Here is a 23,339-nt window from a genome sequence, read left to right as displayed (position 1 = left end):
ACAGTATACTCTTCGATTAATTATTTGTCAATGAATAGTTGTCATTCGTTTTTTTAGTGAAATAGCGACAATAAAGAAGTATAGATTAAATTAATTCCAAATGAATAGGCGGCAATCCCAATCGGCTTACAGGCCAAAATAATTAAAGTGAATTTTTTTACTCTCATTTCTGTCAGTCCGGCCAGATAGCATAAATAATCATCCGGCGCTACTGGTGAAAGGATTGCCAACGCAAACCATTTATCAAAATTTGATCCTTTTTGCAGCCATGACTCATACTTTTGATATGTTTTTTCATTGAACACACTTCTCACAAATCCCGAGCCATAATTCTTCGCCAATAAAAAAGCCATAACGGAACCAATACAAATACCTATATAATTATATATAAAACCTTTGACGGGTCCAAATATGATAACGCCTGCCAAGCAACCAATACCACCCGGCAATATCGGGATAACAACCTGAACTGCTTGAAATGTAACAAAAAGAGAAGGTGCAAAAACACCAGCCGATTTCATAAACTGTTCCAGCGCCGTCTGTGATGTAAAGATCTGCATTTTTATTCCGTATATGATGAAGAAGGCTGATCCTAATAATCCCATAATTGTAACTGCATTAATAACCTGTTTTTTTGTATTTGTCATCTATTTCCTCTTTTTTTAGTCATACGCTAAATAATAACAAAAACAACTTAATTTTTACATGATCTGATTATTGAATTGGAAACGGTTGTTCCAGATAGTACCAATAGACGAATTGTTTTGCTTGAACGAAAGGGGAAAAGACCACCCGAAGATGTGGGGGGCGAACCGGGATTTAAAACGGTTAAGCCTTATTTTCAATGCTTCCCAACTCATTGAAAATCACGTCTGACATCATATCCATTACAAATTTCATTTTTGTTTCATCCCCAAATAGATTCATAAAGAATAAATCATTTGACTCATAACGATTGACTGCCACATCTTTAAACCGCTGTTCATACAAATATTTAAACAAGGATCGATCCTTGGCCTTTGCTGCATTCACAATCTTATCATCCTTGGCAAAATCGTTTTTCATTTGTTCCAACACCTTGTCCTGTTCTGCAAAAGCAGTGCCAAACCGTTCATTCATCTTTTCAATAATGCTGGATAAGGGATCTTTCTTAACTTCAATACTACCCACACCGCCTTTGATATTGGCAATATAGTCAACCGAGCTTTCCATAACAATCTCTCCGTCATAGCTTTTGGTAAGTTTGTAATATTCCAAAACAATCTTATCGGCTAAATCAAGCTTCACCGCCACATCCTTGGGTAAACATTTGGCCAGAAATTTTGCATACACATAAAATTTTTGCAGGTCCTTGTCATACAGTCGGCAAACTTGAATAATAAAAGCATAGATTCGCACAAATCGAGCCAACGCGGATTTAAAAACTTCCTGTTCATCGGGTTCCTTGGCTTCGAAACGATCCATTGCCGGCTTCAAGCAGCCCGTCAGCAGCCCCTGAATATTGGCTTCATCCTGGTCATAGTAGGCAATAGCAAAGTGTTCCACCTCTGAGGGCTGATAGATTTGATACTGATCCAAAGCATTTTTTAAATCATACACCACATTGGGATCTGTTTCACATTCCAGAACCGCCGCTTCATAATAGGGTTGAAAGGATTTTAATATATCTTCGGCATTGTTTACAAAATCCAGCACAAAGGTATCTTCTTTGCCTTTCATGGTGCGGTTCAATCTGGATAAAGTCTGAACCGCTTTAACGCCGGATAGTTTCTTGTCCACAAACATCGTATGCAGCAGCGGTTCATCAAAGCCGGTCTGATATTTCTCGGCGACAATCAACACATTAAAATCAGCGGAATGAAACTGCCCCTTGAGTTGATTTTCTTTGATTGTTTTGCCCTGTTTATCTTGATTGATTTTTTCTTCGGTGAAATCGTCCCCCTGATCATTAACGCTGCCAGAAAAAGCCACGAGCACCGATAATTCATCATAGCCCTGAGCCTTGATGTAACGTCTGAATTCAAATAGGTAGCGTACCGCATGAAGCCGTGACGAGGTGACCACCATGGCTTTGGCCCGGCCGCCAATCTTGTTTTTGGTATTGCTTCTGAAATGTTCCACCATAATGGCTGTTTTTTGCGCCAGATTATGGGGATGGAGGGATTCATATTTGGAAATTTCTTTGATTGCCTTACCGGTCTCCAGGTTGGGATCATCCGCTACTTTTTTAGTAATTTGATAATACATATGATAGGTGGTATAGTTTTTAAGCACATCCAGGATAAACTCCTCTTCAATGGCCTGACGCATGGAATAAATATGAAAGGCTCTGAACGTATCATCCGCTTGCTTCACCCCAAAGAGCTGCAATGTTTTTGCTTTTGGGGTTGCGGTAAAGGCAAAGAAAGATAAATTGCTGAGTTGGCCATGGGATAACAGCTCTTCAACCAGCTTATCCTCATCGTCCTTGGTCTGTGCTTCGGTTTGACTTTCCATTTGCCGATATTCTTCTAAGATTTCCTCGCTGTTTCCCAGCGCCTTTTTAAGTTTTTGGGCGGCTTCACCGGTTTGACTGGAATGGGCTTCATCCACGATGATAGCAAAGTTTTTGCCGATGACTTCCACCTCTTTATAGATCACCGGGAATTTTTGCAGGGTGGTAATGATGATTCGCTTGCCGGCATTCAGAGCGTCTCGTAAATCCACCGCGTGTTTTTTCTCATCGATGCATTCCACCACCCCCAGGACATGGTCAAACTGATAGATGGTGTCCTGCAATTGACTATCCAGAACCTTTCGATCGGTCACCACAATAATCGATTGGAAGATTTTTTCATCCCCGTTATTATGCAAACCCGCCAAGCGATGGGCTAACCAGGCAATGGAATTGGATTTCCCGCTGCCGGCACTGTGCTGAATCAAATAGTTTTTTCCGGCGCCATTGGCTTTCACATCCCCCAGAAGCTTTGTGACTACATCCAACTGGTGATACCGGGGGAAAATCATCGTTTCTTTGGTCGTCTTTTTTCCTTTTTCATCTTCAATCAGCTCTTTTTGCAAATGCATATACTTATGCAGGAGCTCCATTAATTGATCTTTGCACAGTACTTTTTCCCAAAGATAGGCGGTTTGATAGCCATTGGGATTAAGCGGATTACCCTTGCCGCCGACATTCCCGGAGCCATTGGAACCCTGGTTAAACGGCAGAAAATAGGTGTCTTTGCACTTTAACCCGGTGGTCATATAAACCTCAAAGAGATCCACGGCAAAATGAACCAGGACCCTGTTTCTAAACTCAAATATCGGGTCTTTGGAAGCGCGGTCAAATTGATATTGGTTAATGGCGTGGTGTGCCGTCTGACCGGTGAACTGACACTTTAATTCCAGCGATACCACTGGGATGCCATTGAGAAAGAGGACCATATCGATGCTGTTTTCATTAAGAAGCGAGTAATGTAACTGACGGGTGCAGTGGAGGCTATTCTGATCATAAAGCTTGACCGTATCCGGATTGATGGCGGTTTCCGGCTTAAAAAAGCAGACCCTGAATTCAATGCCCCGGTCCTTAAAGCCTTTGCGCAGCACGGCTAAAAGTCCGTTTGCCTTGACTTCTTTGGAAAAGCGCTTAATAAAGGCATCCTCGGCACTTTCACCGTAAATGTCGGTATACCGTTCCCACTTTTTAAGCTGGGTTGTTTTAACAAAGGCGATCAGGGTTTCTTTATCTAACGCCAGCCCGCGATCAAAGACCTGGGGATTACCTTTTTTGTAACCGCCCTGATTGATTAGATAATCTTCAATGGCGGCTTCGAAATCGATCTCTTTAAGTTTATCTGACATGATGAACCTCCCTTTTTCCTGTGACACATTCGTAGATCAGGCTTTTTTTATATTGGGTAAGTTTTTCGATAAGGGTTTGCTTTTGGGTGATAGCTTGGTCGATTTTAGCGCATTTAGCGTCGAGGTAGTTAGCAATTTGGATTTGCGCTGATAATTCTGGAATAACTAATTTATAATTATATATATAATTGGAGGAAACTCGTTTCAACCCACCAGTACCATACATCGTTGCAATACAGTTCTGTCTGAATATCTCATTTTGAAAATAATAGAGCATGTATCTATTACTAACCAACTTACATCTAAAAACAAATAATTCAGAGCTACCGAAACCAACACCATTTTTTAGATTATCTGCTATTGCAATGTTCCCGTTTTCAAAACAAGGTGTTACTTTTGCCATTATGATATCCTCATTAGCGAAATATGTATAACTACCTTTAATACTATCTAATAAAGCCGTCTTTGGCTCAAATTTATAATTTGTTAAAGTCTCCATTGGAGCAAATGATACTTCTGCTTTTCCATCAATTTTTTCTGAATAGCTCGGATTTAATTTTAGAACATACTTTATGCGAGTTTCACACCAATGCTCTGGTATCTCCCCTATCCACTCAATCCCACTATCCTTCATTGGCACATTGGGATCCAAGCCTTTTGTGACCGCTTCAGTAATCACGGACTGTTTATAGGCTTTCAGCTTCTCAATGACCTGTTTTTCCATTTCGATGGTTTCATCGATTTTGGTGCATTTGCGATCAAGGACGATGCCGATTTGAGTTTGTTCCGCTAAACTAGGTAAAACAATTAGTATCTCCTCGAAATCAGCACGTGATAAACCATACCTTGTCATCCCGATAGCCCGATATTCAAACCATTTTCTTATGTAATATGAACCAAATAAATACTTTTCATAATGTAACTCCATCCTACACCCTGGTCTAAAACGCATTAGATGATATCCAAATAAAATGTTTTCTAAGTCTTCTTTAATCACTGTCGAATGACCAATATCATCTGGTGTTTCAGAAGAGTTAGTAAATAAGACATCGCCTTTATTTAATTGACAACTACTTCTTTTATCATCATCCGCTGAAATCACAAGATAGTCATCACTATTTTGTAGTTCTTTCAAACTATTCCTATACACATCCATATAGTGAACAGATTTAAACAATTTTTGTCCTTCTTTAATTTTTTTATCAACACCATTTGACGTTAATCTTCCAAGATATTTAAGCTTTTGAACTTTCCAATCTTCTGGTATCTCCCCAATCCATTCAATCCCGCTGTCTTTGATCTTTCTCATTGATCATCACCTGATTCCATTTTGACAAACTCATCAAGATTTAATTCCCGTTTGAGTTCCTCTTCGGTGGGGAGATAGGTCATATATTTAGATACGAAAATCTGGGTATTATCTTCTGGGAGAGTATATTTAACCACTGCTTCACTTTTATTGGCACAAAGAACGATCCCAATCGGCGGGTTATCGCCTTCATTCATCAGCTCTCTGGTATAGTAGTTGACATACATTTGCATTTGTCCCAAATCCTGGTGGACCAGATCCCCCAGCTTTAAGTCAATGAGTACAAAGCATTTTAAAATATAATTGTAAAAAATAAGATCAATATAAAAATGACGACCATCAAAGGTTATTTTTTTCTGCCGGGCCACAAAAGAAAACCCTCGCCCAAGCTCCAATAGGAACTTTTGCAGATGGTCTATTAAGGCCTGCTCCAAATCCTTTTCATAGAAATGGGGATTGGCTTCTAAGTTTAAAAATTCCAGCACATAGGGGTCCTTGATGATTCTTTGATACTCGGGTTTTGGTTCTAAGGTTTCTATTTCTTTAGCCACGCTTTCTTTGTCCTGGCTTGCTAAAATCCGTTCATAATACAAGGTATTGATCTGTCGTTCCAGCTGTCTGGTACTCCATCCAGCTTTGAAGCATTCCTCTAGATAAAAGCCCCGTGCCTGCTCATTGGAAACACGCATTATTACTCGGTAATGGGTCCAACTCAATTCGGAACGCAGTGCGTTCCAATTTGGAAATGTCGTATAAAATTGTCGCATGTATCGTAAATTTCTTTCGTCAAATCCGCTGCCAAATTCTTTTGTCAGTTTTACAGAAAGATATTTAATTAATTTTTTTCCGTAATCCGCTCGATCATTCTCCCCACAATCCACAAATATCTGTTTGCCAATTTCCCAGTAGGCTTTAACCATTGCAGCATTAACAGCCGAATAGACTTTTGTCTGAGCAACAATAACCGTTTTGCGGATTTTTTGATATGTTTTATCGGAAATCTTCTCAATATTATTATCCATTAAAAATTTCCTCCAAGGCCCCATCCAGTTCCTTTTCAATTGCTAATATTTCTGCCATAATATCCTTTGATGGCACTGGTGGGGTATATTTGTAAAAGTAACGGGTGAACGGGATCTCGTATCCTATTTTGGTTTTTTTCTCATCAATCCAGGCATCCGGGGCAAACGGTAAGACTTCCTTCTTAAAATAAGCCTCAATGTTTTCTTTTAAAGGAATGCTTTCGGTATCACGCCGGGATGCATCGGGTACCGGCAATCCTTTTTTTAAAAGGGGTTGTCCGCTTTCATCAAGCTTTGGTCGTTCCACCACAATCTTGGCATAACCAAAGTCTTTATTATCAAAAATCTTGCTGATTTCTGTTTCTTTAAAGGAACCGTACAATTGCACAATCTCATCGATGGCCGTTTTGGGGATATCGTTTCGTTTATTGCCCAGGGATTTTCGGCGCTTCTCGTAAAGCCCATTCGCGTTGATCAGCTGCACCTTCCCTTTGCGGAAGTTTTTCTTTTTATTGGACAGCACCCAGATATAGGTGGCAATGCCGGTATTATAGAAAAGGTCATTGGGCAGGGCAATAATGGCCTCTAATAAATCATTTTCTAACACGTATTTACGGATTTCCGAGGGTCCGCTGCCGGCATCCCCGGTAAACAACGGCGAACCATTATGAATAATCGCAACGCGTGAGCCCTGGGGTTTCATTTTCGAAAGGGCGGTCTCCAGAAAAAGCAATTGACCATCGCCAATTGCCGGCAGCCCGGGTCCGAATCGGCCGGCATAACCCATCTTGGCTTCTTTTTCAATGGCGGCTTTATCGTTCTTCCACTCCCGGCCAAAAGGCGGATTGGACAATATATAATCAAATTTATCCTCTAGAAATTGATCTGAGGATAAGGTATTATCGTTCCTTATGTTATCGGCATTGCCGCCTTTAATAAGCATATCGGCCTTGCAGATGGCATAGGTCTGGTCATTGATTTCCTGTCCAAAACAGATCAGCTGGGCATCACTGTTCAATGCTCTTAAATAGTCTTCCGATACCGACAGCATGCCGCCGGTCCCGCAGGCAGGATCATAAATGGTTTTGGCAATATTCCCGGTTAATAATTCACTGTCCTCATTAAAAAGGATGTTGACTATTAGTTCAATGACTTCTCTGGGGGTATAATGCTGTCCGGCATCCTCATTATGGGCTTCTGAAAACCGGCGAATAATCTCTTCAAAAATATAACCCATTTCTAAATTGGAAATTTTATCGGGATGTAAATCGGCATTGGGCGTGGTAAATTCCTGGATGACGATATATAACAGGTTTTTTTCGGCAAGGGTGGCAATGTGATTATCAAATTTGAATTTTTCGATGATATTTCGAACATTTCCCGAAAATCCATTGAGATATGATCTGAAATTGGCTTCGATCCCATCCGGATCATTCAACAATTTTTCAAAATCAAAGGGACTGGTATTATAAAAAGAATATCCGGCTTCTTTGGCAAGAAAGGACTCTTTCATGGCCAGATTTCCCAACTTTTCATTTTTTGCGAGCACGGCTGCTTTGGTCTCTGCCAGGATACAATCAAACCGCCTGATCACGGTGAGTGGCAAAATCACTTCTCCATATTCATGGGGTTTATAGACGCCGGTCAATTTATCGGCAATTGCCCATATTAGACTTGCTTTTTCGTTAATATTAGCACTGATGCTCATTGAGTCATCTCCCTATTAAATCTTATGTAAATGATGCCTGTTGCCATACGGTTTCCTCTTTTCGATGTTATTGTTAGGCCAATTCTATCATATTATCACTATTTACTTCAACTTACATCGCTAATACATTTTCTTTTGCCATTTAATCAAAAGTTTATTCGCAGGCCGGAGTAGGTAGCGCGTATCCTGATTTTGTTACCAAAACAGGAATCCGACCTCATCTCGACAATGATAATTAGGCTTTTTACACTTATATCACAATAGCCTTACCTCGGCTAAACTTAAATATAAGCGATAGAGCAACGGTCTGATGCGTCAACCGAAGGTATCATGACCTAACTATCGTATTATCCGTTTCTGAATACTTAGTCTGGTAAACTCAGCTTCAATTTCTGAAGCCGCTATCCCTTTAGGGTAGCGGGTAGTTCACCTGGACTCATATTAAACGCCCAATTCGAATGATCAGTTTCTCATCTTCGAATTGGGCGTTGTTTTAATTATTATTTTGGTTTTTTTATTTGCCGATTCCATGTTTTTATGGATTCATACTCTAGGAATTTATAAAGCGGATCAATGATTTCTGTCTTATCATAGGCTTCCAGTGCTTCGTAATAAAGCTTTTTATCTTCGTCATAGATGATCAGTGGCGGTAGATTATTTATCATTAAAAAGTAATTAAGTAGTGTCCGGCCAACTCGTCCATTGCCGTCTGCAAATGGGTGATAAAATTCAAATCTAGCATGAAAATGAGAAGCGATTTTTAATTGATCGCCTTTTGTATTGCTGATTTCATCCAACAATCCTTGAAGTAGTGTCGGTATTTTTTCGGGTGCTTCTCCAACTTCATTGATTCCGACAACATAATCACGTTGCTTGAATTGTCCTGGTCTTTCATTATTTTCTATAAAGCGTCTTTGATCATAGGTTCCCTGAGTTAATAAAAAATGGATCTCTTTAATTAACTCTAAAGTTATTGGTTCTTTATTCACAATTTTAGGTGCTAAAAAATCATAGCAGAGTTTTTGGTTTTGCTGTTCAAATAATGTTCTGGGATCTCCTGTGAAATTTAAAGCTTGTCCATTTTCGAAAATTTCCCGGGTATCATGATAAGTAATTTCTTGGTTTTCAATCTTATTTGAATGGTATGCAAATAAAACACGAAAACTGTCTAAACTTTGATCAAGATCATTGATTGAAGCAATATTCTTTTTTTTCCAAAGATCAATCAATGTGACGTATTTTATCAATTTTTCCATTTAGCACGTCCTTTCTGTCCGGTTAAATTAATCTGGATATAGCTATTCATTAATTATTCTCAAACAAAGTTTTGATGTCTTTTCCGTGAACCTCTCTTACAGGCTTGCTCATTTCAACAGTGATGCTTCGTTTGCCTTTTGCATTCTTCAAAGCATTAACAAATTGACGGCATAGCCTTCGGTCTTTAATGTCGATGCTTTTTAATATACTTTTTGTTGCCATCACAATCCTCCTTTTGGGTTCTATCTAATAATATGCATGATAGCACTGAAAGCTTGAAATTTCAACATTTCCATTTTAATTCTCACTCTCTTACTTTAACTGTTGGCACACCCGGCGGCACTTGTGCCGTAATTCACCTTTATATTTCTTCAAGCAAAAAATCGATGATATTAATTTGTTTTATACCTTCATCATCCATTGGAAAATTATCCATTGATAGTATAAATTTAGGATAATTATCCGGAACTTTTTTTAGAGGGGCTATTTCACGCTCGAAGGTAGCTGGATCGAGAATACTTGCTGAAACCTGATAATATATCTTATCACCGCCGATCATTGCAATAAAATCAATTTCTTTATCATCAACCTTGCCGATATTAACCGAATAACCACGCCTTATCAATTCCAAATAAACAATATTTTCAAGAATATGCCCGATATCGGCATTTTTGTCGCCTAGTAGCATACGGCGTAGTCCTATATCCACTAGATAATATTTTTCAAGTGATTTTAAATGCTGTTTTCCTTTGATATCATATCTGCTTGCTTTGTATAAAATAAATGCACTTGTTAAAGCTTCAATGTAATTTTCAACTGTTGCTGAAGTTGTTTTTCTTCCGTAAGAAGTCAGACTATCAGCAATTTTTTTCGAAGAAACAATATTTCCAATATTATCAAAAAGAAATTTGACAACACTTTCGAGTAAAGGAATATCACTGATTCGTTTTCTTGCAACAACATCTTTAAGTAAAACGGTATTGTATATTCCGGTTAGATAATCCCTTCTAATATCATCTTCTTCAATTGTTGCAGAATAAGGAAATCCACCGTTTATAAAATAGTTGCTCCATGCATCCCGCTTATCTCCTCCAACCATTTCATAATATTCCGAAAAAGAGAGTGGAAGCATATTAATTTCGATATATCTACCGGAAAGCAATGTGGCTAATTCTCCTGAAAGCATCTGTGCATTTGATCCTGTGATGTAAAGATCAACATCGTTTTTAATAAATAAGCTATCAACAGCCTTCTGAAATTGTGGCACATTTTGTACTTCATCTAAAAATATATAAGTCATTTCTCCGGGAATAATTAGATTTAAGACATAGTCGTGGAGCTTTCGATAGTCAAGCAGATGCTCGTAGGCAATATCTTCAAAGTTGATTGAAATAATTTGTTTATTCGCGACACCACATTCTTTAAGATAAGAGCGAAACATCATAAGTAATGTAGATTTTCCGCAGCGGCGAATTCCGGTAATTACTTTTATGATTTCTTTGTCTTTCATCTTTTTTAATTTCTCAATATATTGTTTTCTTTGTACCATGATAAACACCTTCCTTATAATTTGAATAATAACAGAAAAAAGTGACTTTGTCCACGAGTTATTATTTCTCATAATAAAAACTTTATAAAAATAGAATGTTTTTACTTTTGAATTAAATAATTCCGCAGCAGCATTTTCTCAACAACTATTGCAGCGTTTTCGTTGCTCATTTCAAGCATCACATTGCTTTAAATCAAACCCAATTGTGACCCACAATTGACCCACTTTTATAAAAAAAAGCTGCCTCCCGGGCAGCTCCATTGTTGCTAAAACAAATCCTTTTTTAAAATAATTATTCGTTTTTCCACTCTCCCAAAGTTTTTTGGTTTGCTTAAAAATATCTTATTCTTAATTTGATTTTAATTCAAGTTATTGTATTTTTTTGTAACAAAAAATAAAAAAGCAACGAACCCTCGGTTGGCTCGCTGCTTTTTTCATATTAGGAATGAAAAGAAAAAGGGATTTGTTTGTTGTGTACTGGTTGTGTACATTTATGATAATAACCATTGAAACTTTATCAAACCTTAGAATCATGTTAACAGTGGGTTAATTAAGGAAGCGCTAAGATTATAAAAGTCTCCTGCCCTATTCAGTGAGATGTGTATAATCACTGTCGTGTTGGTCTACATTTAGCTCATCATTATCTCCTATATGTCTGTATTATTTTAATCCAACACCGATATCACCTTCGAAATGAGAAGACAATGGTTCAATTTCACTGAAAAATCAGTGTGGTTCTATCACAAATTACATTTCCTTATCATATTTACATCTGTAATAAACGCCATAAAATACCACCAACAAATAGGCTGCAACTAATAATAATATCACGGTTAATTCTACTTCCATACATGCAAATGCCAGCAGCAATGCGCCAAATACGGGAACCATCATATCGTAGGCTTTAGCCTTGGATTTGTTCATTATGATTATATTTCGTTCATCGTTCTTATCAATTTCAACTTGTTTTGAAATTTCCGGACTATTTTTCAAAGCTCCTATGCTAATGATATTTCCCATACCATGACCAAATAATCCACAGCCAATACCAATACACACATAAGGTAATGCTAAAATTGCTCTGGCAAATACCGGATTGAATTTAACAATAAATAATCCTAATAGTAATAATACAATGCCGACTAACACAAAACTCAAATTTTTAAATTTACTATTCATTGTTTTCTTCCTCATAGATAAAAATTTCTTCAATACGCATATTAAAGTATCGTGCAATTTTAAAAGCCAATAAAATTGAGGGGTTATATCTTCCCTTTTCTAAAGAACCAATGGTCTGACGTGATACCTCTAAAGCTGCCGCCAGTTCCTCTTGCTTAATACCACGTTGCTTCCTAATCTCTTCTAAACGATTTTTCATTAAGCACCTTCTCATGGAAAGTTTGCTTTCCTTTTTTTCATTATACCATCACACCAACAAATGTCAAGTTAACTTTCCATTTCCATCAGTACTTTTTCTAAAGGTAAAAAAAGCCTCTAACGGATAGGCTTAAAATACGGCATAAAAAAAACGGCTTAAACGCCGTTATTGTTGTTTTTTTAAATGGCGGAGAGAGAGGGATTCGAACCCTCGGTACACTTACATGTACACACGCTTTCCAGGCGTGCTCCTTCAACCGCTCAGACATCTCTCCAAGGTTGTTATTCTAACTTTTAAATTTTTTCATGCTCAATGATTATACGGTTTTATGCCTAAGAAGTCAATGTTTTCTTTGCTTTTCCGTGAAAAATAATTATTGAATTCACCCCTTTCCCTCAAATCCTTATTACTGTACCTCGAGGAAAAGGCAAAATTGAAAACGAGTGCAAAATGTATTCGACTGTTTTTATTGCAGGTGGTATAATATCCTCACAAAATAATTTATATAACAACAATAGCAAATAAAAGAGAGGCGTTAAGATTATGAATCATGCCCGCATTGAGAAAGAATCTACACAACCGGAACACAAATATCAGTTGTTGAAAGCTGGTCAGCAAGCTTATGAAGTAGCAGCCCAGGCGATCCGAGAAGGTAAAATCGTTGTTATGCCTACACTGACGGTGTATGTGGTAGTCTGTGATGCCTTTAATTGCAACGCTTTGAATCGATTACGGGCAATCCGTCACAGCCCCTCAAACAAGCCGATTACCATCGTAATGGACAAAACAAAAATACCCAAATACGCGGTAATTGATGAACGTCAACAACGTATTATCGAACTTTTTTCGCCTTCACCGGTGAGCATGTACGTTCAAAAGAAGGAACAGACTCCGCTTGATTCAGCAACGGCTGATTCCGATGCCATCGTTGTCTATTTTCAGGACAGTCCCATCCGAGATCTTTATGAATGTTGTAACATGATCCTCGCCATCAGCTCTTCAAATACAAAGGCCTTGCCTGCTGCCGCCACAATTGAAGAGTCTATCAAATATTTCGGGGACGATGTGGATCTTTATATTGACAATGGTCCTTCCCAGGGAAATGATGCCAGTCCTCATATTGATATTAGAACTAAACCGGTGGAATCCCGAAGAGCCGCTGCTCATTTTTCATTCGATAAAATCAAAGCAATTCTGGCGGAGCATAATTTAGAATAGTCTGATCAAAAAGGGAGCATCCAAAATCAACTCAGGAAAGTTATTTAGGGATGCTCTCCATTTATTCCTATTCGATAATTTCCAGTACCGCTTCCATCTTCCGTCTTGTTTTCGGGCGGTGATCTCTGTTTTTGTAGCCGAAAGCAATCATACAAGACAAGCCAAAATGTTCAGGATCAATGACCCCTTCTTCAATAAGGATTTTCTCAACCTGATCATAGTTAAAACCTTCCATGGGAGTTGAATCCACGCCCAGCATCGCTGCTGCTGTCAGCATATTTGCGAGCGGAATATAGGTCTGCCGGCAGACCCACTCGAAAAATACCCGCTCACTCTCAAGAAGTTTCAAATCCTTTTCCTGAAAATCTTTCAATTTATTCTTTCGGACTGCTCTTAATTCATCCGTAAAATGCTGAACATCATTCATCATATACTCAATGTAGTCCGAATCATATTTCATATCTATGGGCTTTCTTGCCAGTATCAGAACAAAATGGCTTGCCCCTGCCAGGCTCACTTCCGCACCCCAGGCATATGGTCTAATTTTTTCTTTAATATCCTTATTATTGAGCAGCACAAATTTCCAGGGTTCCAATCCCATGGAACTGGGTGAAAGCCTGGCAGCCTCCATAATCACCTTAAAATCCTCTTCGGATACCTTTTTCTCCGGGTCATAACCCTTGCAGGCATAACGGGTGTTGAAAATATTTAGAATCAATTCTCTCATTTCTTTTTTGTTAGTCATTCTTTTTTCTTCTCCTTTATGTTTTATTTTAACTTTCAATCAATTTTCCGAATTTCCTTTTCCAACACTATCCTATATTCCCTAAATCTTGTCATTTAATCGAACTAATTGCTGTCTACTTCTACTCTTTTTGGAATCGTTTATTTCTGCTATAATAGGGTACATCCCCCACATAAGCTGTGATAGAAAAATGTTAGTTAAACAAGAGAGAGGCATTCTTATGAACGTAATAGAAATCAATCAGTTAACGAAATATTATGGCAAACATCGAGGCATTGAAAATGTAACTTTTTCGGTGGAAGAAGGTGAGATTTTCGGATTCATCGGGCCCAACGGAGCCGGCAAATCCACCACCATCCGGGCCCTGCTGTCGCTGATTCATCCCACCAGCGGCAGCGCCACTATTTTTGGAAAAGACTGTATTAAATACGGCAGTGAGCTCCGCCGAGATATTGGCTATTTACCATCAGAGGTTTTTTATTATGAACATATGAAGGTCCTAGAAGTTCTCAAATATTCTGCCAGTTTTTACGACAATGTGAACTACACCCGCATTCAAACCCTGGCCGATGTCATGGATCTGGATCTGAACAAGCGCATTGACGATTTATCCTACGGGAATAAAAAGAAGGTTGGGATTGTCCAGGGGTTGCTCCATGAACCGAAACTGATTATTCTGGACGAGCCCACCGGTGGGCTGGACCCTTTGATGCAGCAGAAATTTTTTGATCTTATCCGAACTGAGAATAAGAAAGGTGCCACGGTTTTGTTTTCCTCCCATATTTTATCCGAGGTCCAAAAGCTCTGTGGCCGGGTTGCCATCATCAAAGATGGCACCATTGTAAAAATCGAGAATATCCGGGATATGCAAAAACACAATTACAAGAAATTCACGCTGGAATATAGTGGGGTTATTGATGTTCATCACTTCAACCTTGACGGTATTACCAACTTAACCCTGGATAAAAACACCCTCCATTTTTTGTTTAAAGGAGATATCAATCGGATTGTTGAGCGTCTTCAGGGTCAGGCCCTTCTGAATATGCTCGTGGAAGAGCCAAGTCTTGAGGAGATTTTTATGCACTATTACCAAAAGGAGGACTAGCCATGAATATTCTAAAGCAGGAACTGCGCATGGGCAGAAAATCTCTGATCATCTGGTGTCTGTCCCTGGCGGGTATTTTAGTGCTGTTTATGTTGATCTATCCATCCATTTCGAGTCAGCTGGAGGATTTTCAAAAGGTCTTTAAAAGTTTTCCCATTGAGTTTCAAAGAGCTTTAGGGATAGCCGATCTGCAACTTAACACCATTCTGAGCTATTATCAATTTCCTTTTACCTATATATTGTTGGCCGGCGCTGTTCAGGCCATGAACATGGGGGTTGCTGTCATTTCTTCCGAGATAAGAGAAAAAACCGGTGATTTTCTGTTTGTTAAACCCGTGACCCGCAACCGGATTATTTCAATGAAAATAATGGCTGTTCTGGTTCAGATTTTGATTACCAATGCCTTTGTTTTTGTGGCTGCTCTCATCACGGTTTCCATTCTCAGTGCCGAACCCTACAATGTTAAGCTTTTTGTACTGATCACCAGCAGCCTGCTATTTATTCAGATCTTTTTTGCCAGCCTGGGGCTTTTTGTTTCCGCCTTTCTAAGACGGATTCGAACCGTTCTTCCCATCAGCATGGGCGTGGTATTTATTTTTTATATTGTCTTTTTACTCAACGAAACATTAAAAGATGACAAACTCGGGCTTATCTCGCCGTTTGGTTATTTTGATCTATCCGAACTTTCCAAAACCATGAATTATGACTCGCTGTATTTATTACTGTGGTTTGTTTTAGTTGGCCTGTTTATCTTTTTAACTTTCAGGCTTTTTGCACGAAAAGATCTGCCATCCATCTAGGCTATTAAGGAGGCCCCCTAATGAATATATTCAAAAAAGAAATGAAAGCAAACGTCACATCTCTGATTATCTGGTGCTGTGCCCAAGTTTTTATTATCTATGCCGGAATGATGAAATACCAGGGATTTATCGATTCTCATGTGGATATGAGCAAACTGTTAGCGGGATTTCCAAAGGAAATCATGGTTATTTTTGGTGTCGGTTCTTCCCTTGATCTTACCAAAGTCGCCGGCTTTTATTCCGTCTTCTTTTTATATTTCATGCTCCTGGCCGCTGTCCATGCCGTAATGTTCGGAGCGGTTGCCGTTTCCCGGGAAGAACGGGATCACTGTGCTGATTTTCTCTATGCTAAACCAATCAGACGATTTCAAGTTATCATGCCCAAGCTCATCGCCGGTGTCATTAATATTCTGATTTTTAATATGGTCACTTTCGGAGCGTCAGTCTTCTTTATTTCCCTGCATAATAATGGTGACGGCATGTTTAACCAGGTATCATTAACCATGCTGGCGCTGTTTATCCTGCAATTATTCTTTCTGGCGCTGGGAGCGATGTTTGGCGCTGTATTGAAAAACACCAAGCTTGCAACCTCCGTATCTGGTGCTTTTATCCTGGGTTTCTTTCTTATCTCCGTGGCTGTTGATTTATATGATAAGCTGACATTTCTGAAGATTTTCACCCCCTTCAAATATTTTGAAGGTTCCACCCTAATGCTTGATAATCAGCTTTCATTCACTTCTGCCGTAATCCTGCTGATTGTCTCAGTGATCTTTTTCGCCCTGACGTTTTTTGCTTTTAATCGGCGGGATTTGAAAACATAATATCATTTCATGCCTTAAATCAAAAATCATCCTGGTCTCGATAGCTTCAAAAACATTGGTTGTTGTGGGCTTGCTGCCTAGAATAAAACCGATAGCCGTACAAATATTCAGTCTTCTCCCAAAATTTTCTTTGATGTTTTTAACATAAAAACGGCAGATCTGCAAAAAATGGTGTAGATCTGTCGTTTTTATGCTAAAATGACTGTAAGATATTCGAGGTAATTGATGGAAATTTTTTCAACGTTGGATTCACTCCAGAACTTTTTATTACAATTTGGAATTTGGACCCCATTGGCCTTTTTTATATTGCAGCTTCTTCAAATCATCGTTGCTCCGATTCCAGGGGGAACTGTTGGTTTAATCGGTGGCGCACTTTTTGGCACAGTCGGCGGTTTTTTATTAAGCGCATCGGGCACCCTGATCGGTTCTGCGGTTGTTTTTCTTTTGGCTAAACGATTTGGCCGCCCTTTTGTTTTAAAATTTGTAAGTTCGAAAGTGGTCGAAAAATATGACAATATCGAGGACTCAAAGCTAACCATTGTTCTTTTTCTTATTTTTCTGTTTCCGCTTTTTCCTGACGATATGCTCTGTTTCATAGCCGGTCTTTCGACGATGCCTTTCAAAACATTTTTGGTCATCGCCACGCTGGCACGATGTCCCAGCGTTTTTATCAATAACATGGTTGGGGCCGGTATTATGGATGATACCCCCGCCCAATTTATTATCGCCGTGTCCATTTATGCTGTTTTTGCTTTAATTCTTTTTCTTAATCGCAAACGATTGGACACCTATATTCACCAAAGTAAAAAAAGAAAAGATGCGAATTCAAATCAAGAACCACATGATAAGGAGCTCTAAATGGCAGAAAAAACAAAAAAAGAACTTTATCGTTTATATATGAGTGAATTGGTAACCGCGATGATCTGCGGGATCTTAATGTATTTACTCACCGATTCTACCGATCAGCCGCTGGATTTGCGCCTGCTTTTACCTGGTGCTATCCTTATTTTCATTATCCTGCAAAGCGCCGGTTATTGGTATTACCGCCATTATCAAGTGGATCATCCCGGTTCAGCTGATGAGTGGATCATGCCGCTTTTTTCAGTATTGAAGAAATTTGACCAGTTTTTATTTTTTCTCTACCCTTTGTTTTGTCTTTATCTGATCATCACAGAGCCGGAAAATCTTTTGGTAACAATGAATATTTTCGGTTTAATTCTTTACCTTTTTTCCATTATTGAGTATATCAATTATTACTATTTTAGTGTGCAATTGGCAAATCTAAAAGACAAATCACCATCAGAAATGAGCATCGAACTTGCTCGTTATGAAAAAAAGAATCAAAAATAGGTCATCAGTAAATTTATTAATTATTATAGAAGGGTATGGCTTTTCAAATTAGAATATTGCCATAATTAACTAACCATGAATTATTCAGTTTCTCTTTTAAGTACCATCAATCCACTTTTTTTTGCTGCTTTAGCGCTAGTCGGTCTCCTTCTGGGAAAGGCTATTTATACCTATAAAGCTTACCATGATTTACGGGGCAAAGCCATTAGAGAAATAGTCCTGGGCAGCCTGGTTCTTATTTTTATTATTGCGGCCTTTATCGTGCTTCCGGTCCTCGCCGGAATCACCGTCAATGAAAATAATCTGTCTCTTCGTCTTCCGTCTGGGTTAACTTATGAAACCATCCCCAAAGAAGATATTCTTTCTGCTACCGTAATAAACTTGGATGAGCATCCCGAATATGCCATTAAATCCAAGGTTGTCGGGGCCGAAATCCGTCATTATCGAGAAGGGATTTTCAATTTGGAAAACGGTATCGAAGCGACCGCATTTTACGATGACAATACCGTTTTACTGGTGCAAACCACCAACCGCACCCTGCTGTTGGGACCTGACCATTTTGCTGATTTTGTAAAGAATTTTGGTGACCAGCTCATCTCTGTTGAGCCCTAACTTTCAGTCCAAAAAAGACGTACTTTCAAAAGAAAGTACGTCTTTTTTTATGTTAGCTTGTTTGATGGTCAGGCAGCTGATTAGATATTTCCAACTTCATTCCTTCCAGTATTCGTTCTACCTGTTTTCGTTTATCCACAACAAAAGCATTCTCCCCGATTTCATAAATATCAACATCGGGGACTGTGGGCGGTGCTTTTTTTGCAATGGAAACACCAAGCAACTGATTTCCTCCGCCTGCCATATACCAGAGAGGGATATCATCTGAACTGTTTCCAGCCGCTAAACTGATTTCTATATTTGGCAAGATCAGTCGGGCCATTGCCGTTACAAGAGCGGTTTCCCATGGGGAACAACGGGGATTATTCTGATAAGCGGTCCCCGGGAAGGGCTTGAAACGTGAAATTCGTAACTGATAAAGTTTTCGGAACCGTTGTAAAAAAAACAGATGCTCAATTTTGTCACGATCCGTTTCACCTAACCCTACCAGCATCATTGACCGACTCGGTATGTTAGCATCATCACAAAATTGCAAAAGCTCCTGACGACGTTCTAAACTGTCTCCTGGCTTTGCACGGCTGAAAACTTCAGAAGCATTGCATTCCAGCGAACTGGTGATACTGTCTATACCAAGTTTTTTTAATTCCTCAACTGTTTCTTTTTTTAACGAAGGTCCAAGATTGATTTCCAGCTGAAGTCCTGAATGGGCCTTAATGATGCGAACCATCTCCAATAATGGCTCATTAAACCCGCCGTTTAAATCCGTTCCTCCACTTATATGGAACTGCTGAATACCAAGACTTTCAATCTGCTCCAAAGCCTTCAAAAGAGTATCTATCGGAAACATCTCATCTGCACAAAACGTGCAATAAGAGCAACGGGGTGTTATCCTGCACGGGAAAATCCCACCGGACCCTGAAGTCCACCACAGTCGGCGTCCTATTGTTCGGTCCCTTATTTCTGATGCCTGCTGGAAGATTTTGTAGGCATTTCTCGGATCACGAGCATCTTGCAAAATCACCAGTGCCTGTTCTATAGTTAAATCCATATTGATTTGTAACCTTTCTAAAAATATTTTAATCAAATTATCTTTTTCTCATTGAAACGCTGTTATGTTTTTTCAACCAATAATTTCTTGTATTTGCTCATCGGTAAAATCATATTTAAGGAAATGACTATAGAAATATTTAATATCATCTGCAAGATCTTTATTTGACATTATGTTTGGATATAACTTGTTCATCGTCCACATAATTGTTAACGGCTGCTCAGTCGTACGATTTCCCCAAACATGTGCAATTCGAGGCATAATATAAATGGCATTATTTTTAACTGCAGTAAGATCAGCAAAACGCGCATCAGCTAAAATCTTATCTTTTTCTGATTTGTCTGTAACAATCATTGCGTCAGGATTCCATTGAAGTAGATCCTCCATTGTGTAAGTCAATGTTTCGCCAGTCGTAGCGGTTCTGCTGGCACTTGTCACACTGATCCCACCGGCTTCGGGAATCCACCACTCAGCAATAATATGGGGTTGTGTAAACTGGCTTATAGTTCCATAAACGACTTTTTTCTTATCTGTTTCAGCAATATTCTTGGTGAGTTTGTCTGCTTTTGCAACCATATCATCAAAATATGAAAGGTAATCCTTTGCCACATCCTGTTTATTCAATACTTCACCAAGGAGGGTAATACACTCTTTTACATCATCTGTTTTTGTCCATGAAAGTTGGATAACGGTCAATCCCTGAGCTTCAAGCTGTGCCGTCATCGCTGAATCCATCGTCAGACATAAATCAGGTTTTACTGACAATACATTTTCCATCAGTATTTCGCTGTCTGCTCCTTGAAATGGAAGACAGTTTGGCAACTGGGGAGCGAATAAATACTGATATTTTGACCAGCTTGGGCTTTTCACAAAAGTAGGTGATCCTTCATTGCAGATCTTGTCACCTGCACCCATCGTTTCTACAAATGTATTAAGTACACCGATAGCACCGAAAGTACCGATTTTATTTATTTCGGCCGGCAGTGTGACTGTTCTTCCTGCCATATCGGTAACTGTTCGCTCGGTTGACCCCTTTGTATCTGCGGCTTTACTCTGAGTGCATCCTGCAAAACAGAATACACACAATGCCATTGCTAACAATAACACAATCATTCTTTTACTTGACTTCATGCTTGTTTCTCCTTCTTTTTTTGTTATATTAGTATATTTTTTAACGTTTGTGAAACCTCACCAATAAAATTCTCCATCTCATCCCCCACAAACGTTGGATACTGATGCCAATATAGCTTGCTTGATACCGCAACATGCGGTAAAGCAAAAAGCTTTGCTTGTGACTTATCCACTAAAGCTTTTAATAACGGATCGCCGATTACAATCGAATATTTGTTTTCTTTCAGTTTTCTGGCGATCTGAAGTTCGCTTTTAAAATCGATATCAAAGTCAGTCGCCAGTCTTTTGTCTTTTCCAAATAAGCAGCCAACCGTAACCCCCTTTACTCCATATTGGCTGGCCAATACTTCACGAATTGAATTAGCAATCAGTTGTTCTCCGATAATCAGTATTTCGCCATCATATAAATCATCAGAACGGATAACCCGGCTTTTTCCCTCTTTGCAAGCTTCTTCAATCATACTGAATATCTTCTTATTATCGTTTAAACCCATCGGTGTAAAGGCAACGTATGGAATTCCCCATGTTTTTTCCATGTATTCTGCTAAATCCATACCGGATTGCGAGACAACCACATTCACCGCTGCCCGGGGAGAATTTACAATCTCCGGTATGGAGCAACCCATCATAAAACTGCAGCTTACTTTCCAGCCTGCTGATTTTAGCACTTCTCTGATATCATCAGCATTACTGTTATCCGAGAAATCAAGCGCATTTAGGCCTAAAATATTGACGTTTTTATCCACTTTAGACCCTTCCCGGGCATAACGTTTTATCAGCTTTATCATGGTGTCAGAAATGCCGCGATTGTAATATCTTAGTCCCGTTGAAGAAAAACCAAAAACGGGAATTTCAAGTTCATTTTCCAATTCCTGAGCAATTCCCTCCATATCGGCACCTACAATTGTTGGAACGGGGCTCCCAAGTATAGCAATAAATTCTGGGTTCAGTTCATGATATGCTTTGATGATTTTACGAATGAGTTTATCATCATCGCCCATGATCGCATCTATCTCCCGAAGTCCAGAAGAAAAGATCGGTTTTTTATTTCCGTACCAACGTGGTTCATCCATATTGACATAATTCATACTGCAACAATGGGCGTCATGAATGACAACCATCCCATCCAAATCAAATAAACTGGAGCAAATTCCAGAATAATCACTTGAAAATGGAGGTAAATATCTGCTTAGTTGACTCATTTTACCACGCCTCACTTTGCTCTTGAATTTTTTCATAATCTGCAACAGTATCATACGCTTGGATCATGCGGTCCATCAGCAATTCAACCCCATAATATCCGAATGCGAAACAGGAAGGCAACCGTTCCACAACGTGTTTTGCCTCTAAGGTATACCCAGAACTGAACCCGATGCAAAGGCAATCGCCTAAGCTATTTTTCATATTCATCATATTGAAATTACGGCCATCGGCAATCTTGATATCCGGGCGATTTTCTTTCAGCCATTCTAAATCTTCAACATCACTGAAAAGGATCGTTCCATCAAATACCAACTTTACATTAAAGCCATATTTATCCAGTGCTCTTGCCAGCGGTATTGACCGACCAATTACACTGCTATCAATAACAAGTGGCATATTTTTTAGATGTTCCACGGTTTGTTTGATTTTTTTTACGGTTCTGTTTCGATAATCACTTAAAACTGGCATTTCTATTTCAATCGCTTTAAATATTTTTTTATAGTTCTCTTCAATAGTATCCAGATCATAGGACGAAAATGTCATCAGAAAAGGAATATCCAGGTCTCGTTTCATACTTTCTGCTGCAAGCTTTGCAAACGGAGCAACCACCAAGTTTAGACTGCTTTTTCCCATATCATTGAATTCATCAAATGTTTTGCAACTATTCATCTCTTTGAGTTCCCAGCCTACGGAATTTATAATATTTCTAAATTCACTTTTATTGGATAGCTGCAACTTATTTCCGATCAAATTAATACTCTTTTCTCTACAGTCACTTTTGTCCAACACACTATAGAATTGTTCCTGCATTTTCATTCCCGGCTTAATCGATCTGTCTATGGCTATCGGATCAATGTGACAGGTTATAAATTTAATATTCGAAAATCTTTGCTTTAACAACATCAACAAGGCCTCATGATCGGTTCCCAAAAGATCATCGATACAGGTTACATAAAGGATAATGACACGTGGTCTTTTCTCCAGCAATTCCAGCAACTCCTCAATTGCATCTGGAATGATATCCTCATAGGAGCCGGAGACAATATCTTCCTCGGTAATATACAAATTAGTAATGTGATCCTCATCATGTCGTCGATAGGCGCCAATGGATAGTCTCCTTGCGCACGCAGAGGGTCCAACATGCAATTCATGACTTTCAGGAATAAGCGTTTTTGCCTTTTCCTCAACAAGTGAAGCACTTGGATTATAATATTGCAGAGATTCTTCAAAATATTTTTCCAAA

Annotated in this window: 22 protein-coding genes and 1 tRNA gene; 7 read left to right on the top strand and 16 right to left on the bottom strand. The window is 39.0% G+C overall.

From position 1 onward, the window contains the following. Nucleotides 1-53: 53 nt before the first annotated feature. The 11 genes from FZC41_RS07645 to FZC41_RS07600 form a co-directional block, all read right to left on the bottom strand. Nucleotides 54-647: a TVP38/TMEM64 family protein gene (locus FZC41_RS07645; RefSeq protein ID WP_148566815.1), complete on the bottom strand. Its 594-nt coding sequence runs from the start codon at nt 645-647 to the stop codon at nt 54-56. A 181-nt stretch (nt 648-828) separates the two neighbouring features. After that, nucleotides 829-3,840, bottom strand: a complete 3,012-nt coding sequence (locus FZC41_RS07640; protein WP_205737064.1) for a type I restriction endonuclease subunit R — start codon at nt 3,838-3,840, stop codon at nt 829-831. Beyond that, on the bottom strand, nt 3,830-5,149 hold the full coding sequence (locus FZC41_RS07635; RefSeq protein WP_148566814.1) for a restriction endonuclease subunit S: 1,320 nt from the start codon (nt 5,147-5,149) through the stop codon (nt 3,830-3,832). The genes FZC41_RS07640 and FZC41_RS07635 overlap by 11 nt, the downstream gene beginning before the upstream one ends. Then, the gene (locus tag FZC41_RS07630; protein WP_205737063.1) at nt 5,146-6,171 is read right to left on the bottom strand and encodes a PDDEXK nuclease domain-containing protein; all 1,026 of its coding nucleotides are present in this window, start codon (nt 6,169-6,171) and stop codon (nt 5,146-5,148) included. Before FZC41_RS07630 ends, FZC41_RS07635 begins: the two co-directional genes overlap by 4 nt. After that, on the bottom strand, nt 6,164-7,879 hold the full coding sequence (locus FZC41_RS07625; RefSeq protein WP_148566813.1) for a type I restriction-modification system subunit M: 1,716 nt from the start codon (nt 7,877-7,879) through the stop codon (nt 6,164-6,166). Before FZC41_RS07625 ends, FZC41_RS07630 begins: the two co-directional genes overlap by 8 nt. Nucleotides 7,880-8,379: 500 nt before the next feature. Beyond that, nucleotides 8,380-9,135 carry a Fic family protein gene (locus FZC41_RS07620; RefSeq protein ID WP_148566812.1) on the bottom strand — a complete coding sequence of 252 codons (756 nt, stop codon included), beginning with the start codon at nt 9,133-9,135 and terminating at the stop codon, nt 8,380-8,382. 49 nt (nt 9,136-9,184) lie between these two features. Then, the gene (locus FZC41_RS17270; RefSeq protein WP_170253905.1) at nt 9,185-9,358 is read right to left on the bottom strand and encodes a hypothetical protein; all 174 of its coding nucleotides are present in this window, start codon (nt 9,356-9,358) and stop codon (nt 9,185-9,187) included. A gap of 139 nt (nt 9,359-9,497) precedes the next feature. Beyond that, nucleotides 9,498-10,685 carry an ATP-binding protein gene (locus FZC41_RS07615; protein WP_148566811.1) on the bottom strand — a complete coding sequence of 396 codons (1,188 nt, stop codon included), beginning with the start codon at nt 10,683-10,685 and terminating at the stop codon, nt 9,498-9,500. A 747-nt stretch (nt 10,686-11,432) separates the two neighbouring features. Continuing rightward, on the bottom strand, nt 11,433-11,864 hold the full coding sequence (locus tag FZC41_RS07610; protein ID WP_148566810.1) for a hypothetical protein: 432 nt from the start codon (nt 11,862-11,864) through the stop codon (nt 11,433-11,435). Continuing rightward, nucleotides 11,857-12,063: a helix-turn-helix transcriptional regulator gene (locus FZC41_RS07605; RefSeq protein WP_148566809.1), complete on the bottom strand. Its 207-nt coding sequence runs from the start codon at nt 12,061-12,063 to the stop codon at nt 11,857-11,859. Before FZC41_RS07605 ends, FZC41_RS07610 begins: the two co-directional genes overlap by 8 nt. Before the next feature lie 184 nt (nt 12,064-12,247). Further along, nucleotides 12,248-12,337: transfer RNA gene (locus FZC41_RS07600), tRNA-Ser, on the bottom strand. Between the two features lie 269 nt (nt 12,338-12,606). On the opposite strand from FZC41_RS07600, the gene FZC41_RS07595 reads away from it, so the two are divergent. Beyond that, nucleotides 12,607-13,281: a Sua5/YciO/YrdC/YwlC family protein gene (locus FZC41_RS07595; protein WP_148566808.1), complete on the top strand. Its 675-nt coding sequence runs from the start codon at nt 12,607-12,609 to the stop codon at nt 13,279-13,281. A gap of 67 nt (nt 13,282-13,348) precedes the next feature. On the opposite strand, the gene FZC41_RS07590 is transcribed toward FZC41_RS07595, so the two are convergent. Continuing rightward, the gene (locus FZC41_RS07590; RefSeq protein WP_148566807.1) at nt 13,349-14,026 is read right to left on the bottom strand and encodes an NAD(P)H-dependent oxidoreductase; all 678 of its coding nucleotides are present in this window, start codon (nt 14,024-14,026) and stop codon (nt 13,349-13,351) included. Between the two features lie 220 nt (nt 14,027-14,246). Between FZC41_RS07590 and FZC41_RS07585 the strand changes: the two genes are divergently transcribed. From FZC41_RS07585 to FZC41_RS07560, 6 genes are all read left to right on the top strand, one after another. Then, entirely contained in the window at nt 14,247-15,131 is an 885-nt protein-coding gene (locus FZC41_RS07585) for an ABC transporter ATP-binding protein (RefSeq protein ID WP_148566806.1), read from the top strand. A 2-nt stretch (nt 15,132-15,133) separates the two neighbouring features. Beyond that, the gene (locus FZC41_RS07580) at nt 15,134-15,931 is read left to right on the top strand and encodes an ABC transporter permease subunit (RefSeq protein WP_148566805.1); all 798 of its coding nucleotides are present in this window, start codon (nt 15,134-15,136) and stop codon (nt 15,929-15,931) included. Between the two features lie 20 nt (nt 15,932-15,951). Beyond that, the gene (locus FZC41_RS07575; RefSeq protein WP_148566804.1) at nt 15,952-16,752 is read left to right on the top strand and encodes an ABC transporter permease subunit; all 801 of its coding nucleotides are present in this window, start codon (nt 15,952-15,954) and stop codon (nt 16,750-16,752) included. A gap of 225 nt (nt 16,753-16,977) precedes the next feature. Beyond that, nucleotides 16,978-17,610 (top strand): TVP38/TMEM64 family protein, encoded by a 633-nt coding sequence (locus tag FZC41_RS07570; RefSeq protein WP_148566803.1) that lies wholly within the window; start codon nt 16,978-16,980, stop codon nt 17,608-17,610. Further along, nucleotides 17,611-18,102, top strand: coding sequence for a hypothetical protein (locus FZC41_RS07565; RefSeq protein ID WP_148566802.1), 492 nt, complete (start codon nt 17,611-17,613; stop codon nt 18,100-18,102). Nucleotides 18,103-18,177: 75 nt separating this feature from the next. Continuing rightward, complete coding sequence (locus tag FZC41_RS07560; protein ID WP_148566801.1) at nt 18,178-18,714, top strand: PH domain-containing protein; 537 nt, start codon at nt 18,178-18,180, stop codon at nt 18,712-18,714. Between the two features lie 52 nt (nt 18,715-18,766). Here the strand turns inward: FZC41_RS07560 and FZC41_RS07555 are convergent, their stop codons facing one another. From FZC41_RS07555 to FZC41_RS07540, 4 genes are all read right to left on the bottom strand, one after another. Then, nucleotides 18,767-19,762: a radical SAM protein gene (locus FZC41_RS07555; protein ID WP_148566800.1), complete on the bottom strand. Its 996-nt coding sequence runs from the start codon at nt 19,760-19,762 to the stop codon at nt 18,767-18,769. A 72-nt stretch (nt 19,763-19,834) separates the two neighbouring features. After that, nucleotides 19,835-20,893, bottom strand: a complete 1,059-nt coding sequence (locus FZC41_RS07550) for an ABC transporter substrate-binding protein (RefSeq protein WP_148566799.1) — start codon at nt 20,891-20,893, stop codon at nt 19,835-19,837. Nucleotides 20,894-20,916: 23 nt separating this feature from the next. After that, nucleotides 20,917-22,095 carry a nitrogenase component 1 gene (locus tag FZC41_RS07545; RefSeq protein WP_170253904.1) on the bottom strand — a complete coding sequence of 393 codons (1,179 nt, stop codon included), beginning with the start codon at nt 22,093-22,095 and terminating at the stop codon, nt 20,917-20,919. Nucleotide 22,096: 1 nt separating this feature from the next. Then, nucleotides 22,097-23,338, bottom strand: a complete 1,242-nt coding sequence (locus FZC41_RS07540) for a nitrogenase component 1 (protein WP_170253903.1) — start codon at nt 23,336-23,338, stop codon at nt 22,097-22,099. Between the last annotated feature and the right edge of the window lies 1 nt (nt 23,339).

Origin of the sequence: Acetobacterium paludosum (assembly GCF_008086595.1) — a bacterium.
GTDB lineage: Bacteria > Bacillota > Clostridia > Eubacteriales > Eubacteriaceae > Acetobacterium > Acetobacterium paludosum.
The sequence above is the reverse complement of the archived record's forward strand: the minus strand, read 5'-3'. Positions and strand labels throughout refer to the sequence as shown.

Excerpts from the sequence above, each read along its gene's own strand:
- FZC41_RS07645 (WP_148566815.1), bottom strand. The coding sequence starts at position 647 with ATGACAAATACAAAAAAACAGGTTATTAATGCAGTTACAATTATGGGA.
- FZC41_RS07640 (WP_205737064.1), bottom strand. The coding sequence starts at position 3,840 with ATGTCAGATAAACTTAAAGAGATCGATTTCGAAGCCGCCATTGAAGAT.
- FZC41_RS07635 (WP_148566814.1), bottom strand. The coding sequence starts at position 5,149 with ATGAGAAAGATCAAAGACAGCGGGATTGAATGGATTGGGGAGATACCA.
- FZC41_RS07630 (WP_205737063.1), bottom strand. The coding sequence starts at position 6,171 with ATGGATAATAATATTGAGAAGATTTCCGATAAAACATATCAAAAAATC.
- FZC41_RS07625 (WP_148566813.1), bottom strand. The coding sequence starts at position 7,879 with ATGAGCATCAGTGCTAATATTAACGAAAAAGCAAGTCTAATATGGGCA.
- FZC41_RS07620 (WP_148566812.1), bottom strand. The coding sequence starts at position 9,135 with ATGGAAAAATTGATAAAATACGTCACATTGATTGATCTTTGGAAAAAA.
- FZC41_RS17270 (WP_170253905.1), bottom strand. The coding sequence starts at position 9,358 with ATGGCAACAAAAAGTATATTAAAAAGCATCGACATTAAAGACCGAAGG.
- FZC41_RS07615 (WP_148566811.1), bottom strand. The coding sequence starts at position 10,685 with ATGGTACAAAGAAAACAATATATTGAGAAATTAAAAAAGATGAAAGAC.
- FZC41_RS07610 (WP_148566810.1), bottom strand. The coding sequence starts at position 11,864 with ATGAATAGTAAATTTAAAAATTTGAGTTTTGTGTTAGTCGGCATTGTA.
- FZC41_RS07605 (WP_148566809.1), bottom strand. The coding sequence starts at position 12,063 with ATGAAAAATCGTTTAGAAGAGATTAGGAAGCAACGTGGTATTAAGCAA.
- FZC41_RS07595 (WP_148566808.1), top strand. The coding sequence starts at position 12,607 with ATGAATCATGCCCGCATTGAGAAAGAATCTACACAACCGGAACACAAA.
- FZC41_RS07590 (WP_148566807.1), bottom strand. The coding sequence starts at position 14,026 with ATGACTAACAAAAAAGAAATGAGAGAATTGATTCTAAATATTTTCAAC.
- FZC41_RS07585 (WP_148566806.1), top strand. The coding sequence starts at position 14,247 with ATGAACGTAATAGAAATCAATCAGTTAACGAAATATTATGGCAAACAT.
- FZC41_RS07580 (WP_148566805.1), top strand. The coding sequence starts at position 15,134 with ATGAATATTCTAAAGCAGGAACTGCGCATGGGCAGAAAATCTCTGATC.
- FZC41_RS07575 (WP_148566804.1), top strand. The coding sequence starts at position 15,952 with ATGAATATATTCAAAAAAGAAATGAAAGCAAACGTCACATCTCTGATT.
- FZC41_RS07570 (WP_148566803.1), top strand. The coding sequence starts at position 16,978 with ATGGAAATTTTTTCAACGTTGGATTCACTCCAGAACTTTTTATTACAA.
- FZC41_RS07565 (WP_148566802.1), top strand. The coding sequence starts at position 17,611 with ATGGCAGAAAAAACAAAAAAAGAACTTTATCGTTTATATATGAGTGAA.
- FZC41_RS07560 (WP_148566801.1), top strand. The coding sequence starts at position 18,178 with ATGAATTATTCAGTTTCTCTTTTAAGTACCATCAATCCACTTTTTTTT.
- FZC41_RS07555 (WP_148566800.1), bottom strand. The coding sequence starts at position 19,762 with ATGGATTTAACTATAGAACAGGCACTGGTGATTTTGCAAGATGCTCGT.
- FZC41_RS07550 (WP_148566799.1), bottom strand. The coding sequence starts at position 20,893 with ATGAAGTCAAGTAAAAGAATGATTGTGTTATTGTTAGCAATGGCATTG.
- FZC41_RS07545 (WP_170253904.1), bottom strand. The coding sequence starts at position 22,095 with ATGAGTCAACTAAGCAGATATTTACCTCCATTTTCAAGTGATTATTCT.